This window comes from Streptomyces sp. A1136 (assembly GCF_004795055.1).
Lineage (GTDB): Bacteria > Actinomycetota > Actinomycetes > Streptomycetales > Streptomycetaceae > Streptomyces.
Map to the genome: position 1 here is coordinate 24,941 of NZ_SSBJ01000022.1, position 15,314 is coordinate 40,254.

Genomic DNA, 15,314 nt, shown 5'->3' on the forward strand with positions numbered 1-15,314 from the left:
GGCTGGCGATGCACAAGACGCTGATCGTGACCAATGACTTCCCGCCGCGACCGGGCGGCATCCAGGCCTTCCTGCACAACATGGCCCTGCGGCTGGATCCCGACCGGATCGTCGTCTACGCCTCCACCTGGAAGCACGACGAGGAGGGCCGCGCGGCCACCGCCGCCTTCGACGCGGAGCAGCCGTTCCGGGTGGTGCGCGACCGTACGACGATGCTGCTGCCGACGCCCCGCGTGACCCGGCGTGCGGTGGAGCTCCTCGGGGAACACGGCTGCGCGTCGGTGTGGTTCGGCGCGGCCGCCCCGCTGGGCCTGATGGGCCCGGCGCTGCGCAGGGCGGGCGCCCGGCGGATCGTCGCGACCACACACGGGCACGAGGCGGGCTGGGCGCAGCTGCCGGCCGCCCGGCAGCTGCTGCGGCGGATCGGCGAGGGCACGGACACCCTGACCTACCTGGGGGAGTACACGCGTACCCGGATCGCCTCGGCGCTCACGGACCGGGCGGCGGCGCGGATGACCCGACTGCCGCCCGGTGTGGACGAGAAGACCTTCCACCCCGGGTCGGGCGGGACGGCGGTACGGGCCCGGCTGGGCCTGACCGACCGGCCGGTGGTGGTGTGCGTGTCCCGGCTCGTGCCCCGCAAGGGGCAGGACACCCTCATCGAGGCCATGCCGCGCATCCTGGCGGCGGTGCCGGACGCGGTGCTGCTCATCGTGGGCGGCGGCCCGTACGAGGCGGACCTGCGGGCACTGGCCGCCTCCACCGGGGTCGCGGACTCGGTGGTCTTCACCGGGGCGGTCCCCTGGGAGGAGCTGCCCGCACACTACGGCGCCGGGGACGTCTTCGCGATGCCGTGCCGGACCCGGCGCGGGGGCCTCGACGTCGAGGGCCTCGGCATCGTCTACCTCGAAGCCTCCGCGACGGGCCTGCCCGTGGTGGCGGGCGACTCGGGCGGGGCGCCGGACGCCGTCCTGGACGGGGAGACCGGCTGGGTGGTCCGGGGCGGGGACCCCGGGGAGGCCGCGGATCGGATCGTGACCCTGCTCCTGGACCCGGAGCTGCGCCGCCGGATGGGCGAGCGCGGCCGGGCCTGGGTCGAGGAGAAGTGGCGCTGGGACCTGCTCGCGGAGAGGCTCCGCGCGTTGCTGTGAGACCCGGACGCGGGGCGGGGGCGAATTCTCGCACCCCGCGGTCGATCATGGGGTGTGGTCCGGCGAAGCGGGCTGGGTCGGACGGGGCGCGACTACGGTCGAGCCATGTCTGACTGTCACTCACATAAGTGTCGGTGCGGGTTATGGCCGGTTGGGCGGAACCCGCTCATGATGCGCCCATGACACCCAACCTGACGCGCCGTCAACTCCTCGGGATCGGCGCCCTCCAGACCGCCGCCGTCCTCGGGTTCACCCGGATCGGACTCTCCTCGGCCGCCGCCGTCGAGCCGCCCGCCGCCCAGTACGCCCCCGCCATCGTCGTCGGGTCCGGCTACGGGGCCGCCGTCGCCGCCCTGCGCCTCGGGCAGGCCGGTGTGCGGACCGTCGTCCTCGAAATGGGGCGGCTCTGGGACACGCCCGGACCCGACGGGAAGGTGTTCCCCTCCACCTCCGCCCCCGACCAGCGCTCCATGTGGTTCCGCAACCGCACCGAGGCCCCGCTCGCGCAGTTCCTCTGGCTCGACGTGGTCAACCGCGACATCGACCCCTATCCCGGCGTCCTGGACCGGGTGAACTACGACGGCATGTCCGTGTACGTCGGGCGCGGCGTGGGCGGCGGCTCGCTCGTCAACGGCGGCATGTCGCCCACGCCCCGCCGGTCCTACTTCACCGAGGTCCTGCCGCGTGTCGACGCCGACGAGATGTACGGCACCTACTACCCCCGCGCCCGCGCCATGCTGGGCGTGGGCGACATCGACCCCGCCTGGTTCGAGTCCACCGAGTGGTACCGCTTCGCCCGGATCTCCCGCAAACACGCCCACAACGCCGGACTCAAGACCACTTTCGTGCCCAACGTGTACGACTTCGCCTACATGCAGCGCGAGGCGGCCGGCACCGCCACCAGATCCGCCCTGGCCGGCGAGGTCATCTACGGCAACAACCACGGCAAGAAGAGCCTCGACAAGACCTACCTCGCCGCCGCCCTCGGCACCGGCAACGTCACCATCGAGACCCTCCAGCGGGTGGTCGGCGTACGCCAGGACCCCTCCGGCGGGTACGTGTTGACCGTACGCACCATCGACCTCACCGGCCGGGTCACCCGGACCCGGGAACTCGGCTGCGCCCAGCTCTTCCTGGGCGCGGGCAGCCTCGGCACCACCGAGATCCTGTTGCGTGCCCGCGAGACGGGGACGCTGCCCGCGCTGGGGGAGCGGGTCGGACTGGGCTGGGGCCACAACGGCAACGTCATGACCGCCCGCGCCAACCACCTCTGGGACACCGTCGGCGCGAACCAGGCCACCATGCCCGCCCTCGGCATCGACGACTGGGACAACGCGGCCAACCCCGTCTTCGCCGAGATCGCCCCGCTTCCCATGGGGTTCGAGCACTGGATCTCGATGTACCTGGCCATCACCAAGAACCCGGAACGCGGCCGCTTCACGTACGACGCGGCCACCGACTCGGCGCGGCTGAACTGGACCCGGGACCAGAACGCCCCGTCCGTCGCCGCCGCCAAGAACCTCTTCGACCAGGTGAACCGGGCCAACTTCACGATCTACCGCTACGACCTGTTCGGCGACAACAGGGCCTTCGCCGACGACTTCACCTACCACCCGCTCGGCGGCTGCGTCCTGGGCGAGGCGACCGACGACTACGGTCGCGCCAAGGGCTACCGGGGGCTGTACGTCGTCGACGGCTCACTGATCCCGGGCTCGCTCGGAGTCAACCCGTTCGTCACCATCACCGCCCTCGCCGAGCGGAACATGGCGCGGATCCTGGCGGAGGACCCGCGGTGAGCGCCCCGCGGCGCAGGACCTAACCCCGGTACAGGGCGTCGATCTCGTCGGCGAAGTCCTTCGCCACCACGTTGCGCTTGAGCTTGAGCGACGGCGTGATGTGACCCGACTCCTCCGTGAACTGGGAGGCGAGGATACGGAACTTGCGCACCGACTCCGCCTTGGACACCGCCGCGTTGCCGTCGTCCACGGCCTGCTGGACGGCGGCGATGAGGTCCGCGTCCTCGCGCAGCTCCGCCGCCGTCACCCCGGCCGGCTTGCCGTGCTCCGCGGCCCACCGGCCCAGGAACTCCTCGTCGATGGTGACCAGCGCGGCCACGAACGGCCTCGCGTCGCCGACCACCATGCACTCCGCGACCAGCGCGTGGGCGCGGATGCGGTCCTCGATCACCGCGGGCGCGACGTTCTTGCCGCCGGCGGTGACGATGAGCTCCTTCTTGCGGCCGGTGATCGCGAGGTAGCCGTCCTCGTCGAGGGTGCCGACGTCGCCGGTGTGGAACCAGCCGTCGGACAGCGCCTCGGCGGTAGCCGCCTCGTTGTTCCAGTAGCCCGTGAAGACGTGCTCGCCGTGCACCAGCACCTCGCCGTCGTCGGCGATGCGCACCACGGAGCCGGGCAGCGGCTGGCCGACCGTACCGATCTTCGTCCGGTCCCAGGGGTTGAAGGCCGTGGCCGCACAGGACTCGGTCAGGCCGTAGCCCTCCAGGACCGTGAAGCCGATGCCGCGGAAGAAGTGGCCGAGTCGCTCGCCCAGCGGGGCGCCGCCGGAGATCGCGTACTCGCCGCGCCCGCCGAGGACGGTGTGCAGCTTGCTGTAGACCAGCTTGGTGAAGAGCTTGTGCTTCAGGCGCAGCCCGAGGGACGGCCCGCCCGGGGCGTCCAGGGCGCGGCTGTAGGCGATGGCCGTCTCGGCGGCCGCGTCGAAGATCTTGCCCTTGCCGTCGGCCTGGGCCTTGGCGCGCGCCGAGTTGTAGACCTTCTCGAAGACGCGCGGCACCCCGAGGATCAGTGTCGGCTTGAAGGACGCCAGCTCGTCGGTGAGGTTCTTGATGTCCGGGACGCAGCCCAGGCGGATCGGCGCCAGCACGGACGCCACCTCCACCAGGCGCCCGAAGACGTGCGCCGCCGGCAGGAAGAGCAGCACGGAGCACTCGCCGGTGCGGAACAGGGGGCTGAGGCGCTCCACGACGTTGCCGCACTCCGCGAAGAAGTTGCGGTGGGTCAGCACGCAGCCCTTGGGGCGGCCGGTGGTGCCGGAGGTGTAGACGATGGTGGCCGTGTCGTCGGCGTTGGCGAGCGAGCCGCGACGGTCGACCTCGTCGTCGGAGACCTCCGCCCCCGCCGCCTTCAGCGTCTCGAAGGCGCCCTGCTCGATCTCCCAGACCTCGCGCAGCTCCGGGAGCCGGTCACGCAGGGCGGCCACGGTGGCGCTGTGCCCCGGGCTCTCGGTGATCACCGCGGCGGCGCCGGAGTCCCCGAGGATCCACTGGATCTGCTCGGGCGAGCTGGTCTCGTACACGGGGACGGTGATGGCCCCCGCGCTCCAGATGGCGAAGTCGAAAAGCACCCACTCGTAGCGGGTGCGGGAGATCAGGGCGACGCGCTCGCCGGGCGTGACACCGGCCGCGATCAGGCCCTTGGCCGCGGCGCGGACCTCGGCGAGGAACTCGGTGGCCGTGACGTCCTGCCACCGGCCGTCGACCTTGCGGCTCATGACGGCGGTGTCGGGATGCTGGGCGGCATTGCGGCGGATGAGATCCGTCAGGTTCCCGTCCGACGGGACCTCGTACAGGGCCGGAAGGCTGAACTCGCGCAAGACTGCTGCTCCTCTGGGCGCCATCGCCACCGTGTGGACCGACCGGACGTTACCCACCGGTAGTGGGTTCACGATAGAGGGAACCGGCCAGATGTTCCCTGCGTCACACGACGCGGCGGTCCCCTGCCGACACTAGTCCACCCCGTTGACGACTCGGAAGTAACCGCAGGTCCGGCCACTTGTCGGGCGGCCTCTACCCGAGCGGCCCGGGCGCCCCTAGGGTGGCTGCATGGGTGGCAGGAAGAGTCGTACGCGAGTCCACGTCGTCAGCGACGTCCACGGCAACACCGAGGCGCTCGCGCGGGCCGGGGAGGGCGCCGACGCGCTGATCTGCCTCGGCGACCTCGTCCTGTTCCTGGACTACGCCGACCACTCGCGCGGCATCTTCCCCGACCTGTTCGGCGTCGAGAACGCCCACCGGATCGTGGAGCTGCGCACGCAGCGTCGCTTCGCGGAGGCCCGCGACCTCGGCCGGGAGTTGTGGGCCGGGCTGGACCGGGAGCGGCTCATCGAGGGCGCCGTCCGGCGTCAGTACGCGGACATGTTCGCCGCGTTCCCGAGCCCGACGTACGCCACCTACGGCAACGTCGACATCCCGGGGCTGTGGACGGAGTACGCCGGACCGGGCACGACCGTGCTGGACGGCCAGCGGGTGGAGATCGCGGGCCGGGTCTTCGGCTTCGTGGGCGGCGGGCTGCCGACGCCGATGCGAACGCCGTACGAGGTGGGCGTCGAGGAGTACGCGGCCAAGGTCGAGGCGCTGGGCGAGGTGGACGTGCTGTGCTCGCACATCCCGCCGGAGGTGCCGGAGCTCTGCTACGACACGGTGGCCCGGCGGTTCGAGCGGGGCAGCGAGGCCCTGTTGGCGGCGATCCGACGGGTCCGGCCGCGATACGCGCTCTTCGGGCACGTCCACCAGCCACTGGCCCGGCGGATGCGGATCGGGGCCACGGAATGCGTGAACGTCGGCCATTTCGCCGCGACGGGGACGCCGTGGGCGCTGGAGTGGTGAGCCGCCGGTGCGAAGTCGTCCCGGGGGAGGCGCTGGAGTGGCCGGGTCCGCACGCGCGGTAGCCTTCACCCGGCGGCCGGAGGCCCCACACACTTGTCGAACTCCCCGGAGGAGCGACCGCGATGGCGGAACACACCAGCTCGAGCATCACGATCGAGGCGGCCCCGGCCGACGTCATGGCCGTGATCGCCGACTTCGCCCGCTACCCGGAGTGGACCGGTGAGGTGAAGGAGGCGGAGGTGCTGGCGACCGACGCCGAAGGCCGCGCGCAGAAGGTCCGGCTGTTGCTGGACGCCGGGGCGATCAAGGACGACCACACGCTGGCGTACACCTGGAAGGGCGCGGACGAGGTCAGCTGGACGCTGGACAAGTCGCAGATGCTGCGACAGCTGGACGGCTCCTACAAGCTGACCCCGGTGCAGGGCGGCAAGCACACCGAGGTGACCTACCAGCTGACGGTGGACGTCAAGATCCCGATGCTGGGCATGATCAAGCGCAAGGCGGAGAAGGTCATCATCGACCGCGCCCTGGCCGGCCTGAAGAAGCGGGTCGAATCCGCCTGAACCCACCTGGGTCCCGCCCGCGCCACGGTGCCCGGAGCCACCACCGGCTGCCGGCAGGCGCCGTCGTCCGGCGTGAGCGCGCGGCAGCCGCCGGCCGGCGCCCCCGGGGGCGTTGCCGCCGGCCGTCGCCGCCCCGGTCCCGTGGTCCCGGCGGCACGGGGGTCCGCGCGGACGGGTTCCGTGGCCCGTCGTGGCGAGGGATCGCGCGGCGGTTCGGGGCGGGCGGCTCGCACCGGCTCCAGGGACGGCGCGGTGGTGCCCGTAGGCTTCGGGAACAGGTGCCCGGCCCGCCCCGGTCCCAGCCGCCCGGCCGGTACGCCGGCGCGGCTCGGCAGCGGCCGGGGCCGTGAGCGATCCGTACCGCATCGAGGAGCACCGCAGCATGCACACCCTGCTCGTCACCGGACCCGGTGGCGCCGGGCGGACCACCGTGGCCGCCGCCACCGCGCTCGCCGCCGCGCGGGACGGGCGGCGCGTACTGCTGCTCTCCGGCGACCCCGGCGACCCGCTCGGCGCGCTGATCGGCCGGGACGTGCCCGGGTTGCGCGTCGCGCGCATCGACTCCGGCGAGGAGTTCCGGACCGAACTCGTCGCCCTCCAGGAACGCGGCGCCGCCCTCCTCGGCATGCTCGGCAGCCGTCCCCTCGGCGCCGAAGAACTCACCGAACTGCCCGGCGCCGAGCAGTTCGCGCTGCTCCGTGCCCTGCGGCGGGCCGCCGCGGCCCCCGACACCGATCTGGTCGTCGTGGACATGCCCCCGCTGCACCAGGCGGTGTCCACCCTCGCCCTCCCTGCGCAGCTCCGCCACTACCTGGCCCGGCTGCTGCCCGCCGAACGGCAGGCCGCCCGCGCCCTGCGCCCCGTACTCGCCCAGCTCGCCGGCGTCCCGATGCCCGCCCAGTGGCTCTACGAGGCCGCCGCGCGCTGGGACGAGGAACTCGCCGCCGTCCAAGCCGTCGTCGAGGCCCCGACCACCGAGGTGCGCCTCGTCGCCGAGCCCGGCCCCCGGGCCGACGCCGCGCTGCGCGCCGGCCGACTCGGGCTCGCCCTGCACCGGCTGGCGGCCGGGAGCCTCGTCGCCAACCGGGCCCTGCCCCGGGACTCCGCCGAACCCTGGCCGGCCGGACTCGTCGCCCAGCGGGAGAAATACGCCGCCCAGTGGGCCGCCGAACTCCCCGTGATCCCGCTCCCGCACCTGGGACGCGACCCGGAGGGCCCCGAGGACACGGCCCGGCTCGCCGCCTCCGCGCCCGGACTCGCCCCCGCGGCGCCCGCGCCCCGCCCGGAGTGGGCCGTCGAGGACCGGCGCGCCGAGGACGGCGTACTCGTGTGGGCGATCCCGCTGCCCGGCGCCCGCAAGGCGGACCTGGACCTGGTGCGGCGCGGCGACGAGCTGCTCCTGGCGGCCGGGCCCTACCGCAGGATCGTTCCGCTGCCGTCCGCGCTGCGCCGCTGCACCGTCTCGGGCGCCGCCCTCACGGACGGCGTGCTCCGCGTCCGGTTCACCCCGGACCCGCAGCTGTGGCCCCGCGCGCGCTGATTCCCGTACCGCCGTTCGGGTACCGTCGAAGGTAGCCCGTACCGCACGTATCGCAGCCGCCGCAGGAGTGTCCGCCATGAGCGAGGCCACCGACCGCCCCACCGACGACGACGCCTGGGCCAAGGCCTGCGCCGAGGACCTCGCGGCCGAGAAGGAGCGCCTCCGCGCGGAGCGGGGCGCCGCCGCCGGCGGCGGGACCGGCACCGCCGCCGAGGAACTCCTCAAGCTGTTCGAAGCCGTCGCCGACAAGGTCTCCTCCCTGAACAACCCGCTGCTCGGCGGCGCCGCCCAGGGCGCCGTGCGCCAGTTCGTCGACCAGGCCAAGACAGCCGTCAAGCCCGTGGTCGAGCGCAACCCCGAGGTCTTCGACCACCTCGCGGCCGCCGGCTCCGAGCTGCTCGCCGCCTACCGTTCCGCCGTCGAGGGCCACGAGCGCCGCTGGACGCGGGAACGGCCGACGCCCACGCCGCCGCGCGCCGAGGACGCCGCCCGCCACGACGGCGACGAGGAACCCGGCACCGGGCCCGCCGAGCGGATCGATCTCGACTGAACCTCCGCCGGGGCTCGGGTACGGTTGGCCGTGGCGGGGCTTGACCGGAAACCGAGGGACTAATGGGACTCACCATCGGCGTCGACATCGGCGGCACGAAGATCGCGGCCGGCGTGGTCGACGAAGAGGGCACCATCCTTGAGACGTACAAGGTGCCCACCCCGCCGACTCCGGACGGCGTGACGGACGCGATCTGCACCGCGGTGTCCGCGGTCGGCAGCAACCACACCATCGACGCGGTGGGCATCGGCGCAGCCGGGTACGTGGACGACAAGCGCGCCACCGTACTCTTCGCCCCCAACATCAACTGGCGGCACGAGCCGCTGAAGGACAAGGTCGAGCAGCGCATCGGCCTTCCCGTCGTCGTCGAGAACGACGCGAACTGCGCGGCCTGGGGCGAGTACCGCTTCGGGGCCGGCCAGGGCCACGACGACGTCATCTGCATCACCCTCGGCACCGGCCTCGGCGGCGGCATCATCATCGGCAACAAGCTCCGGCGCGGGCGCTTCGGCGTCGCCGCCGAGTTCGGGCACATCCGGGTCGTCCCGGACGGCCTGCTGTGCGGGTGCGGGAGCCAGGGCTGCTGGGAGCAGTACGCCTCCGGGCGCGCGCTCGTCCGGTACGCGAAGCAGCGTGCCAAGGCCACGCCCGAGAACGCGACGATCCTGCTCGGGCTCGGCGACGGCACCCCCGACGGCATCGAGGGCAAGCACATCAGCGAGGCGGCCCGGCAGGGTTGCCCGGTGGCTGTCGACTCCTTCCGCGAGCTGGCCCGCTGGGCCGGGGCCGGGCTGGCAGACCTGGCGTCGCTGTTCGACCCGTCGGCGTTCATCGTCGGCGGCGGGGTGTCCGACGAGGGAGACCTCGTCCTCGACCCGATCCGCAAGTCCTTCAAGCGCTGGCTGATCGGCGGCGCGTGGCGTCCGCACGCGCAGGTGCTGGCCGCGCAGCTCGGCGGCAAGGCCGGACTGGTCGGTGCGGCGGACCTTGCCCGCCAGGGGTGATCACGATCGACGCCCGCTGCCCGCCGCGCCCCCTGGGGGAGCGGCGGGCAGCTGCGTAGGGTGGGACGGTATGGAGCTGCCATCGCTGTCGGCCACGCTGCCGAAGTCCCTTACGGAGCCCGACGGTTCCGCCGTCATCCGGGTGCTCAGTTACAACGTCCGCTCGCTGCGTGACGACGAGGAAGCGCTGGTGCGGGTGATCCGGGCGTGCGAGCCGGACCTGGTGTTCGTGCAGGAGGCGCCGCTGTTCTTCCGGTGGCGCAAGCACGCGGCGCGGTTGGCCTCGAAGTGTGACCTGGTGGTGCTGAGCGGGGGCGGGAGCGCCGCCGGGCCGTTGCTGCTGTGCTCGCTGCGGGCGTTCGTGGAGCGGACCGAGGACGTCCTGCTGCCGTTGACGCCGGGGCTGCACCGGCGGGGCCTCGCGACGGCCGTCGTGCGGTTCGGGCCGGCGGTGCGGGTGGGGGTGGTGAGCACCCACCTGTCGCTGAACGCGCGTGAGCGGGCGGCGCAGGCGGAGCTGCTGCTGGAGCGGGTGCGGTCGATGGACACGCCGTACGCGATCGTGGCGGGAGATGTGAACGAGACCCCGGACGGGCCGGCGTTCGGGCGGCTGGCGTCGCAGATGCAGGACGGCTGGGCGGTGGCGCCGTGGGGCGGGGAGCACACGTTCACGCGATCCGGGCCGCCGCGGCGCATCGACGCGGTGTTCGCTTCGCGGGGGGTGGAGGTGCTGGGCTGCGGTGTCCCGCGGGACCTGCCGGGCGTGGTGCCGCCCGACCTCGACGCCGCCACGGACCACTTCCCGGTCCTGGCGGCCCTCCGCCTCCGCCCCCCTTCCTGACGCGCCCCGCGCACGGCTTCGGCGGCTTCGCGCCGCTGCGGCGAACTCGGTCCACCGGGGCACGCTCCCCGGCACCGGCCCTGCTCCGCCGGGGACCCTGCGCCTCGATCGCCGGCGGGCTGGGTGCGTCCGCCGGGCGGGGGTGTGGATGTGGCCGGCGTTTGCGGGCGGCCGGGACGTGGGGCGCCACGGCGTAAGCGCCTCCGGCTCCGCCGGGTTCTATTGGGCTCCGCCGCGGGCCCGTGCCTCGATCGCCGGTGGGCTGGGTGTGTCCGCCGGGCCGTCCGCCCGGCTGGACGAGGGCGCGGCCCTCGCGTCGCAGCGCGTCGCCGTCTAGACCGCGCGGCGCCGCGCCCGAGTGCGCCCTCGCGGGCGTTGGACAATGCGGCGCCGCGGTGCAAGGGCCCCCGGCTCCGCCGGGCTCTGTGGGGCTCCGCCCCGGACCCCGTGCCTCGACCGCCGGCGGGGCTGGATACGGCCGTCGCGGCCGGGGAGGCCCGCCGGGGCCGGGCCGGGTGGGGCGCGCCGGCCCGGTGGACGGGCGGCCGGGTGGCCGCCGGGCGGATCAGCCGCCGGCGGTCGAGGCGCGGGCCGGCCCCGCGCACGACGGACGGGGTTCACCGCGGCCGGGGAGGCCGCCGGGGCGGGCCGGGTGGGGGCCCTCCGGTTCCGCCCACGGCGGACTGGCTTCGCCGCAGCGGTGCGAAGCCGGCAAGGCGCCCCGGCGCCGAGACGCGCGAGCGGCGCGTCAAGAAGGGAGCGGCGCGTCACGAAGGGGGTCAGACGACCGCGCCGCGGCCCGGGTCGTCCTCGTCGTCGTCATCGTGGGCCATACGCGCCACCAGCGTCGCGAAGCCGCCCAGGAAGCCGCCGATGCCGAGCGTCGTCAGCCACCACGTCATCTCCCACTGCAGCAGCACCGCCAGCAGCAGCAGTACCGGGCCGCCCACCACCGCCAGCCAGGCGAACTTCGCCGTGGTGTCCGCCGGCGGCAGCTCCGGCTCCGGGGGGACGAAGTGGTCCCCGCCGTCGCCGTCGCCGTCGTCGTCCCGCGACTCCGCCGGGGTGTGGTCGCGGGGACCCGGACCCGGCGCCGGGGTCAGGGACACCCCCGGGGCGAAGACCACCGAGCCGCCCAGGGGCTTCTCGGGACGGGGCTCCGGCTGGACGTCCTCCTCCGGCAACATCAGGTTCTCGATGGGGCGGAAGGGTCTGGACCCCGGCGGGTCCGGCGGTTCCTGCCCGTACCCGGCGACGATCGCCGCCCACGCCGCCTCCTCGTCCAACGGGGGCACACCCCCGGACGACTCCTCGTGCTCAGCCACCGCTGGCCGCCCCCTCCCGCCCGACGCTCTTCGAGAGCCGCCCGACGAACGCATAACTGTCCGCGAAGATCCGCTCCGCGTCGTGGTCCAACGTCGCGACGTGGTAGCTCTGTTCCAGCAGGGTCTCCGTCACGTCCGTGGACGAGATGCGGGCCAGGATGCGCGCCGAGTCCGCGGGCGGTACGACATGGTCCTGCGGGCTGTGCAGCAGCAGCACCGGCTGGGTCACCTGCGGCAGTTCGGCGTCGACCAGCCGGAAGAACCGGCGCACGGAGTGCGCGGCCCGCGTCGGCACCCGGTCGTACCCGACCTCCACCGACCCGGGCTTGGCGATGTCGCTCGCGATACCGGGGGCCGAGCGGATGAAGTGCTGCGCCACGGGAAGGGCGAAGGCCAAGGGGTCGTGCACCTTGTTGGCGGGGTTGACCAGCACGAGCCCGCTGATCGCCTCGCCGTGCTTCGCCGCCAGCCGCAGGCTCAGCGCCCCGCCCATCGACAGCCCGAACACGAACACCTGCTCGCACCGTTCGAGCAGCTCCCGCAGCGCGCGGTCCACCTCGGCGTACCAGTCCTGCCAGCCCGTGAGCTGCATGTCCTGCCAGCGCGTGCCGTGCCCGGGCAGCAGCGGCAGCGACACCGTCAGGCCCCGCTCGGCCAGGTACTCGGCCCAGGGCCGGAGCGACTGCGGGGAACCGGTGAAGCCGTGGCAGAGAAGCACACCGACCGGCCCGCCGTCGTGGCGGAACGGCTCTGCTCCAAGGAGGACGGGCACCAGGGACTCCTTCGAAAGGGCGGGGGGTACGTAGCGCTGTGTGACTTCACCGTACGCGACCGCGCCGGCACCGACCAGGGTCGTCGGGCCGCTCCTGCGGCGGCCAGGGGTTAAGGTCTGTTCGACAGACACAGGAAGGCTTTCGAGTTGATCTACGGCGCTATGAAGTTCTCCATCGGCGGTTCACTGAAGCTCGCCTTCAGGCCGTGGGTGGAGGGCCTCGAGAACATTCCCGCGGAGGGGCCGGCGATCCTCGCGAGCAACCACCTGTCCTTCTCCGACTCGTTCTTCCTGCCGGCCGTGCTGGACCGAAAGGTGACCTTCATCGCGAAGGCGGAGTACTTCACCTCCCCCGGCGTCAAGGGCAAGCTGACGGCCGCGTTCTTCAAGGGCGTCGGCCAGCTCCCGGTGGACCGCTCCGGCGCGCGCGGGGCCGGCGAGGCCGCCATCAAGAGCGGCATCGAGGTCATCGAGCGCGGGGAGCTGTTCGGTATCTACCCCGAGGGGACCCGTTCACCCGACGGCCGCCTCTACCGCGGCAAGCCCGGCGGGCTGGCCCGGGTCGCGCTCGCGACCGGCGCCCCGGTGATCCCGGTGGCGATGATCGACACGGAGAAGATCCAGCCGCCCGGCAAGGTGGTGCCCAAGCTGATGCGCCCGGGCATCCGGATCGGCAAGCCGCTCGACTTCAGCCGCTACCACGGCATGGAGAGCGACCGCTTCATCCTCCGCTCGGTGACCGACGAGGTCATGTACGAGATCATGAAGCTTTCCGGCCAGGAGTACGTGGACATCTACGCGACGGCCGCCAAACGGCAGATCGCCGACGCGGAGAAGGCCGCCAAGGCGGTCAAGGAGTAGGAACGGGCGGGGCCCCGGCGCCCGCGCGCGGGGGTGGGGGAGATGGCGGAACGCGAGCGCGTCGTACGCATGTCGGTCGAGCAGCCGCTGTGGCGTGCCCTGACGGTCTACCGGCTCCTCACCATGGTCTACGCGGTGCTCCTGTTCGCCTCCGCCTACAGGGAGTTCGACCGCCCGGTCGTCGCCGTCGGCTATCTCGCCGTGCTCGCCGTCTGGACCGTGGCCACCTACCGCGACGTCGCGAGCGCCGCCCGCTGCACCAAGCGGTTCCTCGGCGCCGACCTCACCGTCGCGCTCGCCGGCATCCTGCTCACCCCGATCGCCGACACCCACCAGCGGATCGGCGCCGGCGGCCCCACCCTCCCCAGCATCTGGACGGCCGGCTCCGTGCTCGCCTTCGCCCTCAAGGGCGGTTGGCGCTGGGCCGGTTTCGCCTCCACACCCGTCGCCGTCGCCAACATCGTCATCCACGGCGGCGACCCGACCCGGGACACCCTGCACAACGTGCTGCTGGTGTGGGTCGCCTCCATCGCCATCGGCTACGTCGTCGAGGTCGCCCGCGCCAGCGAGGCCACCCTCGCCCGCGCGCTGGAGATCGAGGCCGCGACCCGCGAGCGCGAGCGCCTCGCCCGCGACATCCACGACGGGGTCCTCCAGGTGCTCGCCATGGTCCAGCGGCGCGGTTGCGAACTGGGCGGCGAGGCGGCCGAACTCGGCAGGATGGCCGGGGAACAGGAGGTGGCGCTGCGCACCCTGGTCTCCAGTGGGCTGGTGCCCGCGTCCCGGGTCTCCCGGGACCACTCGCTGGGCGCCTTCGTGGACGCCTACGAGGCCGAGGAGTCCGGCGACGAGGAGGGGGAGTTGGACCTGCGGACGCTGCTCGCCCCGCACGCCGGCTCCCGGGTGAGCTTCGCCGAGCCGGGCGGCCCGGTGCCGTTGCCGGTGCCCGCCGCCCGGGAGTTGGCGGCGGCGGTCGGCGCGGCCCTCGACAACGTGCGCAAGCACGCCGGGGAGGGCGCCCGGGCCTGGATCCTGGTCGAGGACTGGGGGGACGAGGTGATCGTCACCGTCCGGGACGACGGCCCCGGCATCCCGGCCGGCCGGCTCGACCAGGCGGAGGGCGAGGGCCGGATGGGCGTGGCGTTGTCGATCCGGGGCCGGCTGCGGGATCTCGGCGGCACCGCCGAGCTGGTGTCCGTCCCCGGACAGGGAACCGAAGTGGAATTGAAAGTACCGAGGGGGAGAACCCGATGACGCGATCCGACGAGCCCAACGAGCCGGGCAAGCCCGATGAGCACCACGATCCCGCCGGCCCCGGTGCGCTCGGGGCGATCAGGGTGATGGTGGTCGACGACCACCCCATGTGGCGCGACGCGGTCGCCCGCGACCTGGCCGCCGCCGGCTTCGACGTCGTCGCCACCGCCGGGGACGGCCCCGAGGCGGTCCGTCGGGCCGTCCCGGCCGCCCCGCACGTCCTGGTCCTCGACCTCAACCTGCCGGGCATGCCGGGGGTTCAGGTGTGCAAGGAGCTGGTCGGCGCCGATCCGGCGCTGCGCGTCCTGGTCCTGTCCGCCAGCGGTGAGCACGCCGACGTGCTGGAGGCCGTGAAGTCCGGTGCGACGGGCTACCTGTTGAAGTCCGCCGGAGCCCAAGAGCTGATCGACGCGGTGCGCCGCACCGCGGCCGGGGACCCGGTCTTCACCCCGGGGCTGGCGGGCCTGGTCCTCGGCGAGTACCGGCGCCTGGCCACCGACCCGGCACCGGTCGCGGCCGACGAGCCCAAGGCCCCGCGGCTCACCGATCGCGAGACCGAGGTGCTGCGGCTGGTCGCCAAGGGGCTGTCCTACAAGCAGATCGCGGAGCGGCTGGTCATCTCGCACCGCACGGTCCAGAACCACGTGCAGAACACCCTGGGCAAGCTCCAGTTGCACAACCGGGTGGAGCTCGTCCGCTACGCCATAGAACGCGGCCTCGACGACGCGTGACCGCGATCGGTCCCCGTACGTCGTACGCATGTCCTCGTACGAGTGAACGGGCGTACGCAATGCCCCTTGATTCAGCCGGAATTGACCCCTCCGGGTCC

At 73.4% G+C, this 15,314-nt stretch carries 14 protein-coding genes; 11 read left to right on the plus strand and 3 right to left on the minus strand.

The features are described 5' to 3' along the window. Positions 1-8: 8 nt before the first annotated feature. Both E6R62_RS21735 and E6R62_RS21740 read left to right on the plus strand, forming a co-directional pair. Positions 9-1,151, plus strand: coding sequence for a glycosyltransferase family 4 protein (locus E6R62_RS21735; RefSeq protein ID WP_136215186.1), 1,143 nt, complete (start codon positions 9-11; stop codon positions 1,149-1,151). A 179-nt stretch (positions 1,152-1,330) separates the two neighbouring features. Then, the gene (locus E6R62_RS21740) at positions 1,331-2,947 is read left to right on the plus strand and encodes a GMC oxidoreductase (RefSeq protein WP_240801805.1); all 1,617 of its coding nucleotides are present in this window, start codon (positions 1,331-1,333) and stop codon (positions 2,945-2,947) included. Between the two features lie 19 nt (positions 2,948-2,966). Here the strand turns inward: E6R62_RS21740 and E6R62_RS21745 are convergent, their stop codons facing one another. Continuing rightward, positions 2,967-4,763: a long-chain fatty acid--CoA ligase gene (locus E6R62_RS21745; RefSeq protein WP_136215187.1), complete on the minus strand. Its 1,797-nt coding sequence runs from the start codon at positions 4,761-4,763 to the stop codon at positions 2,967-2,969. A 229-nt stretch (positions 4,764-4,992) separates the two neighbouring features. Between E6R62_RS21745 and E6R62_RS21750 the strand changes: the two genes are divergently transcribed. The 6 genes from E6R62_RS21750 to E6R62_RS21775 all read left to right on the plus strand — a co-directional run bounded on the left by E6R62_RS21750 (position 4,993) and on the right by E6R62_RS21775 (position 10,273). Continuing rightward, complete coding sequence (locus E6R62_RS21750) at positions 4,993-5,775, plus strand: metallophosphoesterase (RefSeq protein WP_136215188.1); 783 nt, start codon at positions 4,993-4,995, stop codon at positions 5,773-5,775. Positions 5,776-5,897: 122 nt separating this feature from the next. Continuing rightward, on the plus strand, positions 5,898-6,338 hold the full coding sequence (locus E6R62_RS21755; protein ID WP_136215189.1) for an SRPBCC family protein: 441 nt from the start codon (positions 5,898-5,900) through the stop codon (positions 6,336-6,338). 382 nt (positions 6,339-6,720) lie between these two features. Beyond that, the gene (locus E6R62_RS21760) at positions 6,721-7,878 is read left to right on the plus strand and encodes an ArsA family ATPase (RefSeq protein WP_136215275.1); all 1,158 of its coding nucleotides are present in this window, start codon (positions 6,721-6,723) and stop codon (positions 7,876-7,878) included. A 76-nt stretch (positions 7,879-7,954) separates the two neighbouring features. After that, positions 7,955-8,428 (plus strand): DUF5304 domain-containing protein, encoded by a 474-nt coding sequence (locus E6R62_RS21765; protein ID WP_136215190.1) that lies wholly within the window; start codon positions 7,955-7,957, stop codon positions 8,426-8,428. Between the two features lie 62 nt (positions 8,429-8,490). After that, positions 8,491-9,432: an ROK family glucokinase gene (locus E6R62_RS21770; RefSeq protein ID WP_136215191.1), complete on the plus strand. Its 942-nt coding sequence runs from the start codon at positions 8,491-8,493 to the stop codon at positions 9,430-9,432. Positions 9,433-9,502: 70 nt separating this feature from the next. Beyond that, complete coding sequence (locus E6R62_RS21775; RefSeq protein WP_136215192.1) at positions 9,503-10,273, plus strand: endonuclease/exonuclease/phosphatase family protein; 771 nt, start codon at positions 9,503-9,505, stop codon at positions 10,271-10,273. Between the two features lie 779 nt (positions 10,274-11,052). Here E6R62_RS21775 and E6R62_RS21780 read toward each other — a convergent pair. Beyond that, positions 11,053-11,598, minus strand: a complete 546-nt coding sequence (locus E6R62_RS21780; RefSeq protein WP_240801806.1) for a hypothetical protein — start codon at positions 11,596-11,598, stop codon at positions 11,053-11,055. After that, complete coding sequence (locus E6R62_RS21785) at positions 11,591-12,370, minus strand: carboxylesterase (protein ID WP_136215194.1); 780 nt, start codon at positions 12,368-12,370, stop codon at positions 11,591-11,593. Before E6R62_RS21785 ends, E6R62_RS21780 begins: the two co-directional genes overlap by 8 nt. A 162-nt stretch (positions 12,371-12,532) precedes the next feature. On the opposite strand from E6R62_RS21785, the gene E6R62_RS21790 reads away from it, so the two are divergent. From E6R62_RS21790 to E6R62_RS21800, 3 genes are all read left to right on the plus strand, one after another. Then, complete coding sequence (locus tag E6R62_RS21790) at positions 12,533-13,231, plus strand: 1-acyl-sn-glycerol-3-phosphate acyltransferase (RefSeq protein WP_136215276.1); 699 nt, start codon at positions 12,533-12,535, stop codon at positions 13,229-13,231. 42 nt (positions 13,232-13,273) lie between these two features. Next, a complete protein-coding gene (gene macS / locus E6R62_RS21795; RefSeq protein WP_168714129.1) occupies positions 13,274-14,485 on the plus strand; it encodes a MacS family sensor histidine kinase in 1,212 nt (403 codons plus the stop codon). Positions 14,486-14,571: 86 nt separating this feature from the next. Further along, the gene (locus tag E6R62_RS21800) at positions 14,572-15,216 is read left to right on the plus strand and encodes a response regulator transcription factor (RefSeq protein ID WP_136215277.1); all 645 of its coding nucleotides are present in this window, start codon (positions 14,572-14,574) and stop codon (positions 15,214-15,216) included. Positions 15,217-15,314 lie beyond the last annotated feature (98 nt).